This is a genomic window from Micromonospora sicca, from assembly GCF_003172935.1.
Lineage (GTDB): Bacteria > Actinomycetota > Actinomycetes > Mycobacteriales > Micromonosporaceae > Micromonospora > Micromonospora sicca.
Window position 1 is genome coordinate 1 of record NZ_QGKS01000119.1, and the last position, 19,275, is coordinate 19,275.

General features: G+C 73.4%; 15 protein-coding genes and 1 pseudogene. 10 read left to right on the forward strand and 6 right to left on the reverse strand.

What is annotated here, in order from left to right; genetic code table 11:
* Nucleotides 1–1,134, forward strand: a 1,134-nt coding sequence (locus tag DKT69_RS05415; protein WP_109800483.1) for an aminotransferase-like domain-containing protein, incomplete at its 5' end; no start/stop codon positions are given.
* A 126-nt stretch (nucleotides 1,135–1,260) separates the two neighbouring features.
* Here the strand turns inward: DKT69_RS05415 and DKT69_RS05420 are convergent.
* Complete coding sequence (locus DKT69_RS05420; RefSeq protein ID WP_109800484.1) at nucleotides 1,261–2,679, reverse strand: MFS transporter; 1,419 nt, start codon at nucleotides 2,677–2,679, stop codon at nucleotides 1,261–1,263.
* A gap of 100 nt (nucleotides 2,680–2,779) precedes the next feature.
* Between DKT69_RS05420 and DKT69_RS05425 the strand changes: the two genes are divergently transcribed.
* From DKT69_RS05425 to DKT69_RS05435, 3 genes are all read left to right on the forward strand, one after another.
* Complete coding sequence (locus DKT69_RS05425) at nucleotides 2,780–3,154, forward strand: winged helix-turn-helix transcriptional regulator (protein ID WP_201749502.1); 375 nt, start codon at nucleotides 2,780–2,782, stop codon at nucleotides 3,152–3,154.
* A gap of 154 nt (nucleotides 3,155–3,308) precedes the next feature.
* Complete coding sequence (locus DKT69_RS05430) at nucleotides 3,309–3,854, forward strand: TetR/AcrR family transcriptional regulator (protein WP_109800495.1); 546 nt, start codon at nucleotides 3,309–3,311, stop codon at nucleotides 3,852–3,854.
* 36 nt (nucleotides 3,855–3,890) lie between these two features.
* Entirely contained in the window at nucleotides 3,891–6,071 is a 2,181-nt protein-coding gene (locus DKT69_RS05435) for an MMPL family transporter (protein WP_109800486.1), read from the forward strand.
* 17 nt (nucleotides 6,072–6,088) lie between these two features.
* On the opposite strand, the gene DKT69_RS05440 is transcribed toward DKT69_RS05435, so the two are convergent.
* Complete coding sequence (locus tag DKT69_RS05440; protein WP_109800487.1) at nucleotides 6,089–7,345, reverse strand: erythromycin esterase family protein; 1,257 nt, start codon at nucleotides 7,343–7,345, stop codon at nucleotides 6,089–6,091.
* A gap of 104 nt (nucleotides 7,346–7,449) precedes the next feature.
* Here DKT69_RS05440 and DKT69_RS05445 point away from each other — a divergent pair, with 104 nt between their 5' ends.
* Nucleotides 7,450–7,641 (forward strand): DUF2795 domain-containing protein, encoded by a 192-nt coding sequence (locus DKT69_RS05445; RefSeq protein ID WP_109800488.1) that lies wholly within the window; start codon nucleotides 7,450–7,452, stop codon nucleotides 7,639–7,641.
* Between the two features lie 215 nt (nucleotides 7,642–7,856).
* Here DKT69_RS05445 and DKT69_RS05450 read toward each other — a convergent pair whose 3' ends face one another.
* Nucleotides 7,857–8,756, reverse strand: coding sequence for a Gfo/Idh/MocA family protein (locus tag DKT69_RS05450; RefSeq protein WP_201749503.1), 900 nt, complete (start codon nucleotides 8,754–8,756; stop codon nucleotides 7,857–7,859).
* 168 nt (nucleotides 8,757–8,924) lie between these two features.
* On the opposite strand from DKT69_RS05450, the gene DKT69_RS05455 reads away from it, so the two are divergent.
* Both DKT69_RS05455 and DKT69_RS05460 read left to right on the forward strand, forming a co-directional pair.
* Nucleotides 8,925–9,320, forward strand: coding sequence for a hypothetical protein (locus tag DKT69_RS05455; protein WP_375373500.1), 396 nt, complete (start codon nucleotides 8,925–8,927; stop codon nucleotides 9,318–9,320).
* Nucleotides 9,313–9,827, forward strand: a pseudogene (locus tag DKT69_RS05460) (hypothetical protein). The gene DKT69_RS05455 and the pseudogene DKT69_RS05460 overlap by 8 nt, the downstream one beginning before the upstream one ends.
* Here the strand turns inward: DKT69_RS05460 and fabG are convergent.
* A complete protein-coding gene (gene fabG / locus DKT69_RS05465) occupies nucleotides 9,800–10,558 on the reverse strand; it encodes a 3-oxoacyl-ACP reductase FabG (protein ID WP_109800491.1) in 759 nt (252 codons plus the stop codon). The pseudogene DKT69_RS05460 and the gene fabG sit on opposite strands and share 28 nt — an antisense overlap.
* A gap of 225 nt (nucleotides 10,559–10,783) precedes the next feature.
* Between fabG and DKT69_RS05470 the strand changes: the two genes are divergently transcribed.
* Nucleotides 10,784–14,530, forward strand: a complete 3,747-nt coding sequence (locus DKT69_RS05470) for a S8 family serine peptidase (protein WP_201749504.1) — start codon at nucleotides 10,784–10,786, stop codon at nucleotides 14,528–14,530.
* 102 nt (nucleotides 14,531–14,632) lie between these two features.
* Here the strand turns inward: DKT69_RS05470 and DKT69_RS05475 are convergent, their stop codons facing one another.
* Nucleotides 14,633–16,285 (reverse strand): alpha-amylase family protein, encoded by a 1,653-nt coding sequence (locus tag DKT69_RS05475; RefSeq protein WP_109800492.1) that lies wholly within the window; start codon nucleotides 16,283–16,285, stop codon nucleotides 14,633–14,635.
* Between the two features lie 56 nt (nucleotides 16,286–16,341).
* Here DKT69_RS05475 and DKT69_RS05480 point away from each other — a divergent pair, with 56 nt between their 5' ends.
* Nucleotides 16,342–16,941, forward strand: coding sequence for a DUF1349 domain-containing protein (locus tag DKT69_RS05480; protein ID WP_109800493.1), 600 nt, complete (start codon nucleotides 16,342–16,344; stop codon nucleotides 16,939–16,941).
* A gap of 87 nt (nucleotides 16,942–17,028) precedes the next feature.
* Nucleotides 17,029–17,700 carry a DedA family protein gene (locus DKT69_RS05485; RefSeq protein ID WP_109800494.1) on the forward strand — a complete coding sequence of 224 codons (672 nt, stop codon included), beginning with the start codon at nucleotides 17,029–17,031 and terminating at the stop codon, nucleotides 17,698–17,700.
* Between the two features lie 41 nt (nucleotides 17,701–17,741).
* Here the strand turns inward: DKT69_RS05485 and DKT69_RS05490 are convergent.
* On the reverse strand, nucleotides 17,742–19,275 hold a 1,534-nt coding region (locus tag DKT69_RS05490), incomplete at its 5' end, for a cellulose binding domain-containing protein (RefSeq protein WP_201749505.1).

Sequence of the window (19,275 nt, forward strand, 5' to 3'; positions counted from 1 at the left end):
CCACCGGGTCCCGCCCCGGCGCCGGCCACCGCCCCACCCCGGTACGACCTGCGGCCGGGCAGCCCGGACGTGGGCACCTTCCCGGTCGCCGCCTGGCTGCGGTCCACCCGCCGGGCGCTGGCCACCGCCCCGGCGGCCGCGTACGGCTACGGCGACCCGCGCGGCCGGCCCGAGCTGCGCGCGGCGCTCGCCGGCTACCTGGGCCGGGCCCGCGGGGTGCTGGCTGACCCGGAGCGGATCGTGGTCACCGCCGGGTACGTCCAGGCCCTCGTCCTGCTCACCACCGTGCTCCGCGACGCCGGCCGGGCGGTGCTGGCGATGGAGGACCCGGGGCTGCCGTTCCACCGGGAGGTGGTGCGCCGCCAGGGCGGCCGGGTGGTGCCGCTGCCGGTGGACGACCGGGGCGCCCGCGCCGAGCTGCTCGGCGCGGGCGAGCTGGCCGATGTGGCGGCGGCGGTGGTGACGCCGGCCCACCAGTACCCGAGCGGGGTGACGCTGCACCCGGCCCGCCGGCACGCGCTGACCGGCTGGGCCCGGGACGCCGGTGCCCTGGTGGTCGAGGACGACTACGACGGCGAGTTCCGCTACGACCGGCAGCCGGTGGGCGCGGTCCAGGGCACCGCGCCGGAGCAGGTCGCCTACGTGGGCACCGCGGCGAAGACCCTGGGGCCGGCGCTGCGGCTGGCCTGGCTGGTGCTGCCCGCCCGGCTGGTGGAGGCGGTGGTGGAGGCGAAGCGCCACCTGGACGTGCAGACCGAGGTGGTCGGGCAGCTCGCCCTCGCCGACCTGATCGACAGCCACGGGTACGACCGGCAGGTGCGTACCGTCCGCCGGCACTACCGGCAGCGCCGGGACCTGCTGCTGGACCGGCTGGGCGGACGGCTGGCGGGCGGGATCTCCGCCGGACTGCACGCCGTGGTCCCGCTGCCGCCGGACGGGCCGTCCGAGGCGGAGGTGCTGGCCCGGGCGGCGGCGCGGGGGCTGGCCCTGGACGGGCTGGACGGGCACCGCCACCACCCCGGCGGCCAGCCCCCGGGGCTGGTCGTCGGGTACGCCACCCCGCCCTCGTACGCCTACCCGGCGGCGCTGGCGACGCTGGCCGAGGTGCTGGGTACCGCCGCGGCGCCGGCCTGACCGCACGGGCCGCGGGCGGGTCCGGATCCCGCGCCGGCCGGGAGCGCCGCCGGCCCCGAGCCCGGCGGCGCTCCCGGCCGCTCACCGGACCCGGGATGTCCAACGTGGCGGTCGGTGGGCCGGAGGTCAGCGGGCCGGGACGGGCACCGGCGCGGACGCCCGGCGCAGGGTGGTCGCCGCGACCAGCAGCGCGACCGTGACCAGGGCGGCGGCCACGCCGAACGCGGCGCGGTACCCGCCGGCCAGGGCCGCCACCTCGGACCAGCCTGCGCCGCGCAGCCCGGCGGCCCGGTGGGCGGCGAGCGTGGCCAGCGCGGCCAGCCCGAGCGCGCCGCCGACCTGCTGGGTGGTGTTGGCCAGCCCCGAGGCGAGCCCGGCGTCGGCCGGATCCGCGCCGGCCATGGCGAGCATGGTGACCGCCGGCAGGGTCAGGCCGCCGGCCACCCCGAAGACCAGCGTCGCGGGCAGCACCTCGGTCGGATAGTGCCCGTCGGCGGGCAGCCGGGCCAGCAGCAGGAAGCCGACGGCGGCGAGCCCCAGTCCGGTGAGCAGCACCGCCCGGGCGCCGAAGCGGGCGATCAACCGGCCGGCCAGGCCGAGCGAGACCACCGCGATCAGCACCGGGGTGGGCAGGAAGGCCAGCCCGGTGGCGGCCGGGTCGAGCCCGAGCACCAGTTGCAGGTCGAGGGCGAGCAGGAACTGGAAGCCGAAGAACGCGGCGACGGTCAGGAACTGCACCAGGTTGGCGGCGACCAGGTCGGGCGTCCGCAGGATCCGGGGCGGCAGCAGCGGTACGGCGGCGACCGTCTGCCGGACCGCGAAGGCCGCGAGCAGGGCGGCGGCCAGTCCGGCGGCGCCGAGGGTCCGGGGCGAGGTCCAGCCGTGCTCGCCGGTGCCGACGACGGTGACCACCGTGGCCATCAGGCCGGCGGTGACCAGCACGGTGCCGGTCAGGTCCAGTCCCGCCGCGAGCCCGACGCCCCGGTCGGCGGGCACCCGCAGCAGCGCCCCGGCGACGATCAGCAGCCCGATCGGCAGGTTGATCAGGAAGATCGACCGCCAGCCGGCCAGTTCGGTGAGGAACCCGCCGGCCAGCAGGCCGAGCGAGGCGCCGGCCGCGCCGGTGAAGCTGAACACCGCGATGGCCCGGGCCCGTTCGGCCGGGACAGGGAAGAGCGCGACGACCATGCCGAGCCCGACCGCGGTGGCCAGTGCCCCGCCGGTGCCCTGGAGGAAACGGGCGACGACGAGCGACGCCGGTCCGGCCGCCAGCGCGCAGGCCAGGGAGGCGAGGGTGAAGATCGCGACCCCGGCGAGGAAGACCCGGCGCCGGCCGGCCAGGTCGCCGAGTCGCCCGCCGAACAGCAGCAGGCCGCCGAAGGCGACGAGGTAGGCGTTCACCACCCAGGCCAGGCCCGAGGTGGCGAAGCCGAGGTCGCGCTGGATCGCGGGCAGCGCGACCGCGACGACGCTGCCGTCCAGGATGATCATCAGGCTGCCGGCGCAGAGCACCAGCAGCGCCGACCAGCGATGGGTCCCCGTCATCGAAGTGCCTCCTCGGTGCACGGTTTGTTACCGAGGCCATCGTCTGTGACCATGAGCCGGAGCGGAAGGAGGCACTTCGGTGTCCCAGGGGAACAGGTGTGTGTCCATCACGGCCGGACAGGCCCGGGCCTGTACCGTCCGCGAGGCCCTGGACCGGGTGGGCGGGAAGTGGAGCATCGGCATCCTGGTCGCCGCCAGCCAGGGGCCGGTCCGCTTCACCGAGCTGGAACGGCAGGTCGAGGGGATCAGCCGGCGGATGCTCACGCTGACCCTGCGCAACCTGGAGCGCGACGGCCTGCTGCACCGGGAGGTGTACCCGACGGTGCCGCCGAAGGTGGAGTACACCGCCACCCCGATGGCGCTGGAGCTCTACGAGTCGCTGGTCGCGCTGACCGCCTGGGCGGAACGGCACCGGGCGGCGATCACCGAGGCCCGGGCCGCGTACGACCGGGAACACGGCACGCCGACCGGCTGAGTCACTCCCTCACCGGCGGCACCGCTGACCTGGTCGGCGAGTGGCCGGCCGACTGGACCGGGAGCCCGGACGAGTGAGCTCTGTGGCGAATGCCACGCAATCCGTCTGACCGATCGGTCAGGTACTGACCGATCGGTCAGGCATGCTGGTTCACATGGCACGACCGACACCGGAGACCCATGCCGAGCTCCTCGCCGCGGCGGCGCGGCGGTTCGCCGTCACCGGCTACAAGGGCACCTCGTTGCAGGACATCGCCCGCGAGGTCGGTTGCTCCAAGGCCGCGGTGCTCTACCACTTCGCCAACAAGGAGGCCCTGCTCCGCGAGCTGATGGCCCCGGCCATCGCGGTGCTGGAGGCGCTCGACGCGCGGCTCGCCGGGCACACCGGCGCCGCCGCCCAGCGGGTCGCCGCCGAGGGCTTCGTCGACCTGGCGGTGCGCTTCCGGCGGGAGATCGCACTGCTCCGCGGCGAGTTCCCCGACCTGCTCCAGCAGCCCGCCTTCGCGCACGTCCAGCAGGTCTCCGAGCGGCTGATTGACGCGTTCGCCGGCCACTCCGACCGGCCGGCGGCGCGCATCGCCGCGCTGGTGGTCCTCGCCGGGATCGCCGAGACCTGCGGCGAGTTCCTCGACATCCCGGATGAGGAGCTACGGCCCGCGCTGCTGGCCGTGGCGCTGCGCGCGCTCGAGCCCACCACCTGATTCCAGTACGCACACGACCGAGGACAAGGAACGTTCATGGCGACCCTGCTGTACCGGCTCGGCCGGGCCTCGTTGCGGCGGCGGCGACTCGTCGCCGTCGCCTGGCTCGTCGTACTCGTCGGGCTCGGCGTCGCCGCGGCGACCCTCAAGGGCCCGACGGCGAGCAACTTCACCATGCCCGGCACCGAATCGCAGCGCGCGATCGACCTGCTCGCCGACCGGTTCCCGGCGGCCAGCGGAGCCACCGGCACCATCGCGGTCAAGGCGCCGCAGCCCGGCCAGCTGATGAGCCCCGAGGGGCAGGGGGTGGTCAAGCAGGTCACCCAGGAGGCGGCCACCCTGCCCGGGGTGGTCGGCGCGGTCGACCCGTACCAGGTCAAGGCGCTCTCCCCGGACGGCCGGTACGCGCTGATCCAGGTGCAGTTCTCCGGCCGGGCGGACGAGGTGACCGACGAGCAGCGGGCCGCGTACGAGAAGGTCGGCGCGCAGGCCGAGGCGCAGGGGTGGCAGATCGCCCCCGGCGGCGAGGTACTGAACGCGGAGCCGGAGGTCGGCTCCACCGAGGCGCTCGGCGTGCTGGTCGCCGCGATCGTCCTGGTGGTCACCTTCGGCTCGCTGGTCGCGGCCGGGATGACCATGCTGAACGCGCTGATCGGCGTGGGCGTCGGCATGGCCGGCCTGTTCGCGCTCAGCGGCGCTGTCGAGCTGACCAGCACCGCGCCGATCCTGGCCCTGATGCTCGGCCTCGCGGTCGGCATCGACTACTCGCTCTTCATCACCTCCCGGCACCGGCAGAACCTGCTCGACGGGCTGTCCCCGGAGGAGGCGGTCGGCCGGGCCGTGGGCACCGCCGGCTCCGCCGTGGTGTTCGCCGGCGCCACCGTGGTCATCGCGCTCGCCGGCCTGGCCGTGGTGGACATCCCGTTCCTGACCGTGATGGGTCTGGCCGCCGCCGGCACGGTGAGCGTCGCCGTGCTCGTCGCGATCACCCTGGCGCCGGCCCTGCTCGGCTTCGCCGGCCGCCGGGTGCTCCCCCGCAAGCTCCGTGGACGCGCGGCGGTCGAGTCCGCCGCCACCGGTTCGGAGGACCGCTCCGGCTTCGGCTTCCGCTGGGCGCGCCGGGTGACCCGGCTGCGGATCCCGGTCATCCTGGTCGGCCTGGTCGGCCTCGGGCTGCTCGCGCTGCCCGCCCAGGACATGCGGCTCGCGCTGCCGGACGCCGGCAACGCGCCGGAGGGTACCGCCGCCCGGGTCAGCAACGACCTGATCCGGGAGGGCTTCGGCCCCGGCTTCACCGGCCGGCTCGCGGTGGTGGTCACCGCCGACTCGCCGCAGGCGACCCAGGCCGCCGTCCCGCAGGTGACCGCGCTGATCCAGAAGACGGACGGGGTGCTGGCGGTGGCCCCGCCGCAGCTCGACCCCACCGGCCGGACCGCGTTGCTCGGGGTGATCCCGAAGACCGGCCCGACCGACGCGGCCACCGAGACGCTGGTGCACGACATCCGCCACCAGGTCTCCGGCATCGACACGGCCGACGTGCTGCTCACCGGTGTCACCGCGATCGGCATCGACGTGTCCGAGAAGCTCTCCGACGCGCTCCCGATCTACCTGCTGCTGGTGGTCGGGCTCTCGATCCTGCTGCTGATGCTGGTGTTCCGCTCGATCCTCGTCCCGGTCAAGGCGGCGCTGGGCTTCCTGCTCACCGTGGCGGCGACGTTCGGCATCACCGTCGCGGTGTTCCAGCAGGGGCACCTGGCGGGCCTGGTCGGCCTGGACACCCCGGGCCCGCTGATCAGCTTCCTGCCGATCCTGCTCATCGGCATCCTGTTCGGCCTGGCCATGGATTACGAGGTCTTCCTGGTCTCCCGGATGCGGGAGGACTTCGTGCACGGCGACACCGCCCAGCAGGCCACCATCAACGGGATGGGCCACGGCGCCCGGGTGGTCACCGCCGCCGCGCTGATCATGATCTCGGTCTTCAGCGGCTTCATCTTCCTCGACGACCCGGTGATCAAGTCGATGGGCTTCGCGCTCGCGATCGGCGTCGCCGTCGACGCCTTCGTGGTCCGGATGACCATCGTCCCGGCGGTGATGTCCCTGCTCGACGGGAAGGCCTGGTGGCTCCCCCGCTGGCTCGACCGGATCGTCCCCAACGTCGACGTCGAGGGCGAGGGTCTCCGCGCCCACCTCGCCGACGCCGAAACCGCCAGGGTGTGACCGACCTGCCCGGCCGGTCAGACCCCGGCCGGGTAGGTCTCCATCTCGCCGGGGGTGGTCAGCGCGGGCAGCGGGTGCAGGGCGGTCGCCTCGTCGCACCAGATGAAGGCGTCGTAGCGGTCGCCCAGCCGGGTCGGCACGTAGTTGCCCCAGGACTCGAAGCTCGGGTCGTAGACCACGCCGATCGCCCGGTGGTCGGCCTGGCCGGTGACCCACTCGGGCTGGTCCGGGCCGCCGAAGACGAGCACCGCCCGCTCCGGCATCAGCTCGTGCAGCCGCCGCTCGACCGAGCCCTCCCGGGCCGGCGGCACCACCATCACCTCGGCCGGCGAGCCCCAGCGCGGCGCCGCGACCACGTTCCCCCGGTAGCTGCCGAACCCGACCAGCGCCACCGCGTCCCGGCCGTGCCGTTCCCGGCCGAGCTGACCAATGTTGATCATTCCGTCGGCGGCCATGTCGGTGGCCCGGGCGTCGCCGACATGGGTGTTGTGCGCCCAGACGATCCCCCGGGCGTCCGGACCGTAGAAGTCGAGCAGCCGGTCCAGGGTGTCGGCCATGTGGATGTCCCGGACGTTCCACGACTCCGGGCCGCCGCCGATCATCGCCCGGTAGTAGCGCTCCGCGCCCGCCACCACCTCCGCGTTCTGCCAGGCCGAGAAGCGGTCCGGGCCGTCCGCGGCGGCCTGTTCGCGGGTACGCGCCAGCAGCCGCACCACCTCCTCCTCGCAGCGCGCGGAGACGAACCGGCTGGCCATGCCGTACTCCTCGACCCGCTTGCCGTACGGCTCGAAGCAGCGGTACGCCTCCTGCGCCGCCTCCAGCGAGGCCGGATCCTCCTCGCCCAGATAGTCGAAGATCGCCTGCATCGACTCCCAGAGGCTGTACACGTCCAGCCCGTGGAAGCCGGCCCGCTCGCCCTCCGGGCGCTCCAGGTTCCAGGCCCGCAGCCAGCGACCGAAGCGGGCCACCTCCGCGTTGGCCCACATCCAGGTGGGCCAGCGTTCGAAGTGCTCCAGGGCGGTCTGCGGGTCGGCCGACCCGCCCGGGGCGCCGACCACCGAGCGGTGCACCCGGTCGCAGTCCGGCCAGTCCCCCTCCACCGCGACGAAGTCGAAGCCCTGCTCGGCGATGAGCCGCCGGGTCAACTGTTCCCGCAGCCGGTAGTAGTCGTAACTGCCGTGCGTCGCCTCGCCGATCATCACGATCCGGGCGTCCCGGACACGCTCCAGCAACGGGTCGAAGTCGCTCGGCGCGCCGAGCCGCTGTACCAGCATGCCCGCGGCTACCCGGGACCCGCGCGGGCAAACCGGTCCCGCGCCGCAGCGCGGCGGGTGCGGCGCCGGCGCATGGCGGCGGGCGGAGCGGGTAGCCGGTCGGCATGACCGTGACCGGGGTGCAGTTGCAGGAGTACCTGGCCGGGCTCGACTACCCGGTCTCCCGCGAGGACCTGATCCGCTGGGGCCAGGAGAACGGGGCCAGCACCGAGGTGTTGCAGATGCTGAAGGCGCTGCCCGCGGAGCAGTTCGACTCCCCCGCCGAGCTGGGCGAGGCGCTGGGCACTCTCGCCTGAGACGGGCGGGTCAGCCCACCGTGACGCTGACCCGCCGGGAAGGGCCGACCAGTCGTATCGCCGCTGGACCCGTCGGTGCAAACGGTGGGGAACGGGCCGCCCGGCCGGATAGAAGCCCTTTCAGCGCAGCAGGCGGAAGAGGGTGAGCCACTACTCCAACTGGGTGAGCAGAGGACAACGGCCGGCGCCGGAGGCGGCCGAGCGGCGTAGCGGGGTCAGAGTTCGACGGTGCGCCCCTCGCTGCGGGCCGTCTCGGCGGCGTCCAGCACCGCGACCACCTCGCGGCCGAAGCGGACGTCGCAGCGGTGGTCCCGGGTGCCCCCGTCGATCTCCTCCAGCAGCTGGTCGATCGCCGTGCCGAACGCGGCCAGCACACTCCCGTCGCCGGGCGGCACGGTCTCCGTGCCGTTCTCGCCGAAGAAGACGAAGTCGCGGGTCACCGCCTCCGGCGGGGCGTCCAGGGTGAGCGACAGCGTGCTCGTCGCCCCGCCGTCGTGGGTGAGCAGCAGGTGCACCAGACCGCTCGGGCCGTCCATCGCGGCCACCCGGCTGACCCGGCCGAGCACCGGCAGGATGAGGGAGAGCGCGTGCGGGCCGATGTCCCACAGCGCACCCCGGTCCCGCCGCCACTGCGAGTTTCCGTACGGGTTCCCCGGCTGGTAGATCGAGGCGAACATGGTGGCCCGGGCGTGCTGCCAGCCGCCGGCCGCGGCGGTGGAGGCGAGGAAGCCGGTGACGTTCGGGTGGTACCGCTGGGTGAAGAAGACCACCGAGGCCACCCCGGACGCCTCGGCCGCGGCGACCACCCGGTCGGCGTCGGCGAGGCTGAGCGCCAGCGGCTTGTCCAGCAGCAGGTGCCGGCCGGCGGAGGCGGCCCGGACGGCGATGTCGGCTTGCACGTCCGGCGGCAGCGCCACGGCGATCGCGTCGCACGCGTCGATCAGCGCGTCGACGTCGTCGAAGATCGGCACGCCGTGTCGTCCGGCCAGCGCGCCGGCCTTCTCCCGGTCCCGGCCCCAGACCCCGACCAGCTCGGCGCGGGGGTGCGCGTCGATGGCCGCGGCGTGCGTCTCCGCCGCCCAGTGACCGGTGCCGAACAAGCCGAACCGCAGCACGAGGTACTCCCGCTTTCGTCGTCCACCACGGCGACCCGTGGCCGTGATCCACGCTAGTCGGTCCGCCGTGCCGCACGCAGGGCGACCCGACGGAGAGCCGGCCGGTGGGCAGTACTACGGGGGTTAGTAGGCTGTGCCGGTGAATGGGACTCCGACGGGATGCCATCGATGACCAGCGCGGCCACGGCCGGTTCGCCGGTGGACGGGCTCCTCGCGACGGTGACGATCGTGCTGTCGCTCGTACTCGCGCTCTGGGCGCTGCTGGCCGCGGTGCGCCACCGGCCGCCGGACCGCGTGCAGTTCGTGGGCCTGGCCGTGCTGGAGGTCGCGCTGCTGGCGCTGACCGTGGTGGCGCTGGTCGCGCTCGGCGGCGGGGAACGGCCGGGCGAGCCCGGCGCGTTCTTCGGCTACCTGGTGACGCTGGTCTGCCTGCCGCCGCTGGCCTGGGTGCTGGCCCGGATGGAGCCGACCCGCTGGGGCTCGGCGATCGTCTGCGCGATCTGCCTGGTGACGCCGGTCGTGGTGGTCCGGCTCGGACAGACCTGGGAGGTGCTCGGTGGCTGAGGTCGGGGTACGCCCGGACGGCGGTGGCCGGCCACCGGCGCCGCAACGCGCCACCAACAAGGGGCCGGGCCGGCTGCTGATCGCGGTCTACATCCTCTTCGCCATCGCCGCGACCTCCCGCGCCGGGCTGCAGATCGCCACCAAGTTCGACGAGGCGCCGGTGGCGTACCTGCTCTCCGCCCTGGCCGCGGTGATCTACATCGTGGCCGCGGTCGGGCTGGCCCGGGCCGGGCACGCCGGCCGCCGGGTCGCGCTGGCCTGCTGTTCGGTGGAGCTGGTCGGGGTCGTCGTGGTGGGCATCCTCAGCCTGGCCGACCGGGCGCTCTTCCCCGACGAGACGGTCTGGTCCGGGTTCGGCAGCGGCTACGGCTACATCCCGCTGGTCCTGCCGGTCCTCGGCCTCTTCTGGCTCTGGCGCACCCGCGGCACCACCGGCTGACGCGTCCCGCCCGGCGTCGGGCGGGACGCGGTGCGGCCGGTCAGTCCTTGGGGCCGCCGGCCACGTAGATGACCTGGCCGGAGACGAAGGACGCGCCCTCGCTGGCCAGGAACGAGATGGTGTGCGCGACGTCCTCCGGCCGGCCGGGCCGGCGGACCGGGATCTCGGCCGCCGCGTGCTGCTGCAACGCCTCGAAGTCCACCTTCATCCGGGCGGCGGTGGCGGCGGTCATGTCGGTGACGATGAAGCCCGGCGCGACCGCGTTGACGGTCACCCCGAACGGGCCCAGCTCGATGGCGAGGGTCTTGGTGAAGCCCTGCAGCCCGGCCTTGGCGGCCGAGTAGTTCGCCTGGCCCCGGTTGCCCAGCGCCGAGGTGCTGGAGAGGTTGACGATCCGGCCCCACTTCCGTTCCACCATGTGCTTCTGGGCGGCCTGGCTGAACAGGAACGCGCCGCGCAGGTGCACGCCCATGACCGTGTCCCAGTCCGTGTCGGTCATCTTGAACAGCAGGTTGTCGCGGAGCACACCGGCGTTGTTGACCAGCACGGTCGGCGGGCCGAGCTCGGCGGCGACCCGCTCGACGGCCGCCTCCACCTGGGCCCGGTCCGACACGTCGGCGCCCACGCCGAGCGCCCGGCCGCCCGCGGCGACGATCGCGTCCACTGTCTCCTTGGTGGCCGACTCCTCGATGTCGACGACGGCGACGGCCATGCCGTCGGCGGCCAGCCGGCGGGCGGTGGCCGCGCCGATGCCGCGCGCGGCTCCGGTGACGATGGCGACGCGGGGCTCCTCCGACATGATTACCTCCCGGTAACTTGTGGCTCGATCGAAGGAGCTTAACCCCGCCCACCGGCGGGCGTAAGAAGTACTCCTGTACGGAACGATCTTGGCGGCGTACCGTCTCGCCTGATCCTCCGACAGATGCCCGCTGCCCTGTTCCCCAACGATGGACAGGCATCCGGAGACGTCGCTGTCGGCACCGCCAGCGGCCCGAGCAGATGACGAGACAAGGAACAACGTCACGTGAAGTTCTCGCGTCCCCGGGGAGCCTGGCCCGCCGCCGTGGTCTCCGCGGTCCTGGCGGCGACCGGAGGCTCACCAGCCCTGGCCGCCGCCCCCGGCTCGGCGGCCGCTCCCGGCCCGACCTCCGCACCAGCGACCGACCTGCCCACCCCGCCCGGTACCCGGTCGGTCACCCTGATCACCGGTGATGTGGTCACCACCCGGCGGAGCGCGAACGGCGGCACCCTCGACGCCCGGCGTCCCGACGGCGCCCCGGCCCCGGTGCGGGTGGTGGAATCCGGCAGCGACCTGTACGTGTACCCGCAGTCGGTGCTCCCCTACCTGGCCGCCGGCACCCTGGACAAGCGGCTGTTCAACGTCACCCGGCTGATCGCCGACGGGTACGACGACGCGCACGTGGACCACCTGCCGCTGATCGTGTCGTACGCCGAGGCGGGGTCCGGGCTGCGCGCCGGCACCGCACCCGCCGGAGCGACCCGCACCCGCACCCTGAGCAGCATCTCCGGCGCCGCGCTGAGCGAGGACCGGGACCAGGCCGACGAGTTCTGGGCCGCGATCACCGCCGGCACCCCCACGAGGTCGACCGCCGGGGCCGCCGCCACCGGCGGCACCGGACGCTTCGGCGGCGGGATCGCCAAGATCTGGCTGGACGGGCGGGTGCACGCCGACCTCGCCGACACCACCGCGCAGATCGGTGCCCCCGAGGTGTGGGCCGGCGGCGACACCGGCGCGGGCGTACGCGTGGCCGTGCTGGACACCGGCATCGACGCCGCCCACCCGGACCTGGCCGGCCGGATCGCCGAGTCGGCCGTGTTCGTGCCCGGCGAGGAGCTCGCCGACCGGATCGGGCACGGCACCCACGTCGCCTCCACCATCGCCGGCACCGGCGCCGCCTCCGGCGGGCGGGAGAGGGGCGTCGCCCCGGACGCCCGGCTCGCCGTCGGCAAGGTGCTCAGCGACGCCGGCTACGGGCTGGACTCCTGGATCCTCGCCGGCATGGAGTGGGCGGCCCGGGAGGCTGACGCCACGGTCATCAACATGAGCCTCGGCTCGAACCAGCCCAGCGACGGAACCGACCCGATCAGCCAGGCGGTCAACTCGCTCAGCGCGGAGACCGGTGCCCTGTTCGTCGTCTCCGCCGGCAACCTCGGCGCGCAGGGCAGCGTGACCGCCCCGGGCGCGGCGGACGCCGCGCTGACCGTCGGCGCGGTCGACGTCGACGACCAGCTCGCCTACTTCTCCAGCCAGGGGCCACGGATCAGCGACGAGGCCATCAAGCCGGAGCTGACCGCGCCCGGCGTCGGGGTGCTCGCGGCCCGATCGCAGTACGCGCCGGGTGAGGGCGCCTACCAGACCATGGACGGCACCTCGATGGCCGCGCCGCACGTGGCCGGCGCCGCCGCCCTGCTCGCCGCGAAGCACCCGGACTGGACCGGCCAGCAGCTGAAGAACGCCCTGGTCAGCACGACCAGAGCCACCCCGCGGTACGACGCGTACCAGGCCGGTACGGGCCGGGTCGACGTCGCCGCGGCGGTACGCGCCCCGGTCGTCGCCACCGGCACGGTCTACACCAGCGTGCGGTACGACACCGCGACGGCGGGCGGCACCACCCAGCCGGTGACGTACACCAACACCACCGGCCAGCCGATCACGCTGGACCTGGCGGTGGACGCCGCGACCGCGCCGGCCGGACTGTTCGGCCTGTCCGCGGGGCAGGTGACCGTGCCCGCGCACGGCACCGCCACGGTCACCCTGACCACGGACATCACCCGGGCCAGCGCCGGCAGCCGGTACACCGGGCAGCTCGTCGCCACCGGGCCGGACCCGGCGGTGCTGACCCGCACCGCGATCGGCGTCGGCACGTTCACCCCGTACCACCGGCTCAGGCTGGAGCTGACCGACCGGGCCGGCAAGCCGACCGCCGGCGTCATCGAGCTGGGCCAGCCGGGCAGCTACGGGCCGGACTTCGTCAACACCGACGAGGACGGGACGGCGCAGCTGTACCTGCCCCAGGGCGTCTACTCGGCGATGAGCTTCCTGAACGTCACCGGCGGCCACGGGCCGAACTCGCTCGGCCTGGCCCTGCTCGGCGACCCGGACATCGACCTGCGGGCGGACACCACGGTCCGGCTGGACGGCACGGCGGCGCGCCGGGTCCGGTCGCTGGTGCCGCAGCCGACCTCCGACACGTACGCCCGGCTGGACTACTTCCGGTCCCAGGGGGAGGGCCGCTGGCGCTCGTTCATCGAGGGCGGCGTGTTCTACGACAGCTTCTGGGCGCAGCCGACCAGCCACGACGTCACGCACGGCGACTTCTACGTCGGCGCCCGCTGGCGTCGGGAACAGCCGGTGCTGAGCGTCGGCACCACGAAGGTCGACTTCGACGACGTGGTCCGCCAGCAGGGCACCACGCAGCTGCCGAAGGGCAGTTGGACTCTGCCCGCCGTGTTCGCCGGCGACGGCGCGGCGAGCGACTACGCCGACCTGGACGCCCGGGGCAAGGTGGTCGTGGTCCGGCACAACGGGGAGGTCGGCGACTCCACACAGGCCGCCGCGGCGAACGCCGCCGGCGCGAAGCTGATGCTGGTGGTGAACGACTACCCGTGGCGCGAGATGCGCGACTACCGGTCCGACTTCTTCACCCCCACCCCGATCGAGGTGGCGCTGCTCAGCAGGGACGAGGGCGAGGCGCTGATCCAGCAGATCCAGGACGGGTCGACGAAGATCGAGGTGGCCTCGCAGCCGGTCGCCGACTACCTGTACGACCTGGTCCAGGCGTACCACAACCGGATCCCGGCCGGGCTGACCCGGACCGAGACCAGCAGGACCCTGGCCCGGATCGACGTCGGCTTCACCTTCCCGGCGACGCAGACCCGGGGTGGCGAGTTCCGGTTCGACTGGCCGTCGTACTCGGACTGGGGCATCGGCCTCACCAGCAACCGGCCGCTCGCCCCGGTCCGCACCGACTGGGTGTCCACCGGCGACCTGTACCAGTGGGGCCAGGAGGCGTACCTCGACTCCGGCACGTACCAGATCGACACCCGGACCGGCTACCGGGCCGGCAGCAGCGGCGAGGAGCAGTTCTTCGAGCCGATCGAACGGCCGCACCTGAACAACAACTTCAAGCTGCCCACCCGGTCCGGCACCACCCTCAACCTGGACGTACCCGGTTGGGGCGGGGCCGACCACGTCGGCATGGCGATGAACGCGGCCGAGCAGACCAACCAGCTGTACCAGGGCGGCACGCTGCTCGGCCAGAGCACCAGCACGTGGGTCAGCGGCACCGCGCCGGGCGCGGGTGACCTGCCCTACCGGCTGGTCACCCGGACCACCCAGGACCCGAGCGCCGGCCCGTACTCGACCCGCACCGCGACGGAGTGGCGGTTCCGGTCGACGGCGCCGGCCGCGGGGGTGGAGTCGAGCGTGCTGCCGCTGCTCCAGCTCGACTACGCGGTCGACACCGACGCCGCCGGTACCGCGAAGGGCGAGACCGGTCTGACCGTGTCCGCCGCGCATCTCCCCGGGGCCACCGGCCGCGGCGGCATCGGGCCGGTCACGCTGGAGATCTCGTACGACGACGGCGCGCACTGGCAGCGGCAACCGCTGGACCGTACGAAGGACGGATCCTGGGCGGCGAACCTGCGGGCGCCGAAGAGCGCCGGGTACGTGTCGCTGCGGGCCAGCGCCAGGGACGGCTCGGGCAACTCGGTCGACCAGACCGTGATCCGCGCCTTCGGCGTGCGCTGATCGGCTCCGCGCCGTGATCGCGTGACGTCCAGCCGGCTGAAGCCGGTCGGACGTCACGCGGGACCGGGGACCGCCCGCGTCGGCGGCGACACCGGCCCGTGGTCAGATGGGCCGGCCCCGGCAGAGCCGGATCCAGCGGTACCCGTAGCCGGACAGCTTCAGCCGCTCCAGCTTGCCCACGTCGCCGTAGCCTCGGTCGGCGAGCACGTCGATCGGCAGGTCCGCCTCGGGCTGGAGGCTGCTCAGGTCCACCTCGGCGTCCTCGGTCCCCAGGTTGTGCAGGAAGACCATCGTCCCGGTCGGGCCGTCGGCACGGTGCGCGAGCACCCCGGGCGGCATCGGCACGTCGATGTGGGTCGTGGAGCCGGAGCCGACCTCCGGGGCCTCCCGCAGGGTACGGATCATCCGCTCGAACCACGCCAGCAGCGAGCGGGGGTCCCGCCGCTGGGCGGTCACGTTGACCTTCTCGTAGCTGAACTCGCCCTTGTCGATCACGGGGCGGACCAGCTTCTCCGGGTCCGCAGTGGAGAAGCCGGCGTTCTCCTTGTACGACCACTGCATCGGGGTACGGATCGCCTCCCGCCCGGGCAGCGAGAGGTCCTCGCCCATGCCGATCTCCTCGCCGTAGCGCAGCACCGGCGTGCCGCGCAGCGAGAACTGGAGGGCGTACGCCAGCTCGAGGCGCCGCCGGTCGTTGCCGAGCATGGAGGCGAGCCGACGGCGGATGCCCCGGCCGTAGAGCTTCATGTCCTCGTCGGGGCCGAACTGCTCGTACACCTGGTTGCGCTGCTCGGCGGTCAGCCGGGACAGGTCGATCTCGTCGTGGTTGCGCAGGAAGGTGGCCCACTGCCCGCCCACGGGCAGCTTCGGGGTGTCCCGCAGCGCCTCGATCACCGGCTCCGGATCCTGCCGCGCCAGGGCCAGCATCAGCCGCCCGTTGAGCATGAAGTCGAAGAGCATGTGCAGCCGGTTGGCCGAACCGCCGCTGTCGCCGAAGTAGACCGGGAGCTGGTCGGGCTCGACGTTGGCCTCGGCCAGCAGGATGGCGTCGCCGCGGCGCCACTGCACGTGCTGGCGCAGCTCGGTGAGGAACTCCATGTCCTTCGGGGAGTCCGGGTTGCCGGCCTCGGTCAGCTCGATGATGAACGGCACCGCGTCCATCCGGAAGCCGGAGACGCCGAGCTGGAGCCAGAACGACATGATCTTCTTGACCTCTTCGCGGACCTTCGGGTTCGCCATGTTGAGGTCGGGCTGGAACTTGTAGAACCGGTGGTAGTACCACGCCTTGGCGGTCCGGTCGTAGCTCCACGTCTCGTTCTGCTCGCCCGGGAAGACCATGCCCTGGTGGCGGTCCGGCGGCTCCTCGTCCGACCAGACGTACCAGTCCCGGTACGGCGAGTCCGGCGAGGACCGGGCGGACTGGAACCACGGGTGCTCGTCCGAGGTGTGGTTGACCACCAGGTCCATGATCACCCGGATGCCCCGGTTCCGCGCCTGGTGCAGCAGCTCCGCGAAGTCGCCGAGGGTGCCCAGGCGCGGGTTCACGTTGTAGAAGTCGGTGACGTCGTACCCGTCGTCCTTGTTCGGCGACGGGTGGATCGGATGCAGCCACAGGCAGGTCACGCCGAGCCGGGCGAGGTAGTCGAGCCGGCCGAGGAGGCCGCGGATGTCACCCACCCCGTCGCCGTCGGAGTCCGCGAACGTGTCGATGTCGAGGCAGTAGACGACCGCCTCCTGGTACCACCTGTCACCCATGCCCGGTTTACTTCTCCCGTCGCCCGGAACGGCAAACCCGCGGGTACGGTGCCGGCATGAACGCCGAGACGAGCAGGGTCGAGTGGTCCGCCGGCACCTGGCTGAACCCGCCGGTCCGGGCGCCGGAGTCCGCCGGTGGGCTGCTGGTCGAGCCGGCCGAGGGCAGCGACTTCTGGCGGCACACCAGCTACGGCTTCGTGCACGACGACGGCTCGGCGCTGCTCGCCCCGTTCCCGGTCGGCAGCGCGGTGGAGGTGAGCTTCCAGCTCGACTACGCCGAGCAGTTCGACCAGGCGGGCGTGCTGGTCCGGGTGGACGAGCGGTGCTGGACCAAGGCCGGGGTGGAGGTCAGCGACGGCCGGCCGCAGCTCGGCGCGGTGGTCACCCGGGAGGTGTCGGACTGGTCGGTCGCCCCGGTGCCGGAGTGGTCCGGGCGGGAGGTGACCGTGCGGGTCAGCCGGTCCGGCGACGCGCTGACCGTCCGGGCCCGGGCCGCCGGCGAGCCGTGGCGGCTGGTGCGGCTCGCCCCGCTGGAACCCGGGGCCGAGGCGTCGGCGGGGCCGTTCTGCTGCTCGCCGACCCGGGGCGGGCTGATCGTGCGGTTCACCGGCTGGCGGCGGGGGCCGGCCGACGCCGCGCTGCACCCGGCGGACTGATCGGGTGATCAGTGGGGCGGGTCACCGGCAGGTGTGACCGGCGACGGTCGGGGTACCACTGTCCGATCCCCGGCCGGAAGGACGCCCATGGCTCTCGCCCAGCACGTCGACCCGAACCAGTTCAGCGGGCTGACCGGTTGGGTGGCCACCGTCATCGACTCGCTCGGCGCGCTCGGCGTGGCCTTCCTGGTGGCGCTGGAGAGCATCATCCCGCCGATCCCGAGCGAGATCGTGCTGGCGATGGCCGGCTACCTCTCCGCCGAGGGCCGGTTCAACGTCGTGCTGATCGTGCTCGCCGCCACGGCCGGCTCGCTACTCGGCGCGCTGGTGCTCTACTGGCTCGGCGCCGCGCTCGGCGAGGAGCGGCTGAAGCGCTGGCTGGACCACATCCCGCTGGTCGACCGCGACGACCTGGAGAAGGCCGACCGCTGGTTCGAGCGGCATGGCCGGTGGGCGGTGCTGATCGGGCGGCTGGTCCCGGTGGTCCGCAGCCTGGTCTCCATCCCGGCCGGGGCGAACCGGATGCCGCTGGGCGAGTTCGTCCTGCTGACCACGATCGGCAGCGGGGTGTGGAACGCGCTGATCGTCGGGCTCGGCTTCGCCCTCGGCTCGCGGTGGCAGCAGGTGGACCGGTACAGCGACTGGTTCAACTACGCGATCTTCGCCATCTTCGGCGTGATGATCGTGAGCTGGTCGGTGAGGAAGATCCGGAAGCGGCGCGCGCGGCGCGACCGGCAGTCGGTGACTGCCGGCCGCTGACCGCGACGACGCGTCCGGTACGCGCGGGGACCGCGCTTCGATCAGTACCGTGCGGTGATCGAGGTGAACTCCCAGGTGTTCTGGGCGATGCCCGAGCAGTTGGAGACCACGCCCCCGCCCGCGCAGGGCCGGTCCCGGTTGACCGACCAGAAGGTGAACCGGGACAGTCCCCGGGCCTTGGCCCAGTCGCGGATCTGGGTCCAGGTGGCTGGGGAGGTCAGCTCCTGCTGGTCGGAGAGGCCGTTCATGCCGGAGATGCCCATGTGCGTGTACGCGGTGGCGTCCGACCAGCCGAACGCCGTCTTCAGCGCGTTCTTCAGCCCCTCGGCGGCGTTCACCGTGTTCTGGTACATGTTCGCTCCGCCGCCGAAGTCGAACGGCATGATGGTGAAGGTGTCGATGTTGGCACCGAGCGCGGCGGCCTGGTTGATCAGCCGGGTGCCCCACCAGGACGGGCCGGTGGTCGACGTGCCGAAGGTGACAATCGTCTTGATCCCCGGGTTGTTCTGCTTGACGATCTTCAGCGCGCCGAGGATCCGGTCCTGCACCACCTCGTTCTCGAACTCGTCGCTGTTCTCGATGTCGATGTCGATGGCCTTCAGCCCGTACGCGTTGATCACCTGCTGGTACGCGCCGGCGAGGGCGCTCGCCGAGGAGCAGTTCGGGCCAAGCTTGTTGCCGCTCCACCCGCCGAAGGACGGGATCACGTCACCGCCGGCCGCCCGGATCGCGGCGATGGTGCTGGCGTGCGCGCCCCCGGTGAGCGGGCCGGAGCCGTCCCAGGCCGGCGTGCAGCCGCCGCCGGAGAGCACGAACGCGATGGTGAACCACTTGATCCCGGTCGCGCCCATCACGGTCGACGGCGCGGGCGGGTCGCCCCAGCCCGGGTAGAGGTAGGGCGCAGCGGCCATCGGGCCGCTGCCGCCGGTGCAGCCGGTGGTGCTGGCCGACACCGCCGCCGACTTCGGCGACTCGCCGCTGGCGTTGTACGCGGCCACCGTGTAGCTGTGCGTCGTGCAGGCGGCCAGGCCGGAGACCGTGGCGGAGGTGCCGGTGACGGTGGCCCGCACGGTGCTGCCCTCGTACACCCGGTAGCCGGTGACCGTGCCGGAGACCGCGTTCCAGGCCAGCGAGACCGCGGAGTCGGTGCTGCCGGTGATCCGCAGCCCGCCCGGGGTGGGCGGCGCGGACGGGTCGCCGCCTCCCCCGCCGGTGCAGGAGCCGCCGTTGACCGTGCAGTTGGTGGGGTCGCCGGTGCCGCTGACGATGAAGCCGAAGGTGGTGCTGGCGCCCGGGGCGAGGGCGCCGTTCCAGGACTGGTTGACCGCGGTGACGTGCTGGCCGGAGGTCGTCAGCAGGGCGTCCCAGAACGAGCCGACGGTGCTGCCGGCGGGCAGGTCGAACTGGACGTTCCACGAGGAGATGCTCGCCGAGCTGTTGTTGGTGACGGTGAACTTGGCCTCGTACCCGCTGCTCCAGCTGGAGGTGCGGACGAAGGCGGCGGTGGCGGCGGAGGCGGGTGGCGCGGCCACGACGGTGGCCGCGACCAGGGCGGCGGCGAGCGCGACGGCGAAC

Bases quoted from the DNA above. Each gene is read 5' to 3' on its own strand.
- DKT69_RS05485 (WP_109800494.1), top strand. From the start codon at position 17,029: ATGGCTCTCGCCCAGCACGTCGACCCGAACCAGTTCAGCGGGCTGACC.
- DKT69_RS05455 (WP_375373500.1), top strand. From the start codon at position 8,925: ATGACCAGCGCGGCCACGGCCGGTTCGCCGGTGGACGGGCTCCTCGCG.
- DKT69_RS05420 (WP_109800484.1), bottom strand. From the start codon at position 2,679: ATGACGGGGACCCATCGCTGGTCGGCGCTGCTGGTGCTCTGCGCCGGC.
- DKT69_RS05440 (WP_109800487.1), bottom strand. From the start codon at position 7,345: ATGCTGGTACAGCGGCTCGGCGCGCCGAGCGACTTCGACCCGTTGCTG.
- DKT69_RS05445 (WP_109800488.1), top strand. From the start codon at position 7,450: ATGACCGTGACCGGGGTGCAGTTGCAGGAGTACCTGGCCGGGCTCGAC.
- DKT69_RS05435 (WP_109800486.1), top strand. From the start codon at position 3,891: ATGGCGACCCTGCTGTACCGGCTCGGCCGGGCCTCGTTGCGGCGGCGG.
- DKT69_RS05475 (WP_109800492.1), bottom strand. From the start codon at position 16,285: ATGGGTGACAGGTGGTACCAGGAGGCGGTCGTCTACTGCCTCGACATC.
- fabG (WP_109800491.1), bottom strand. From the start codon at position 10,558: ATGTCGGAGGAGCCCCGCGTCGCCATCGTCACCGGAGCCGCGCGCGGC.
- DKT69_RS05480 (WP_109800493.1), top strand. From the start codon at position 16,342: ATGAACGCCGAGACGAGCAGGGTCGAGTGGTCCGCCGGCACCTGGCTG.
- DKT69_RS05430 (WP_109800495.1), top strand. From the start codon at position 3,309: ATGGCACGACCGACACCGGAGACCCATGCCGAGCTCCTCGCCGCGGCG.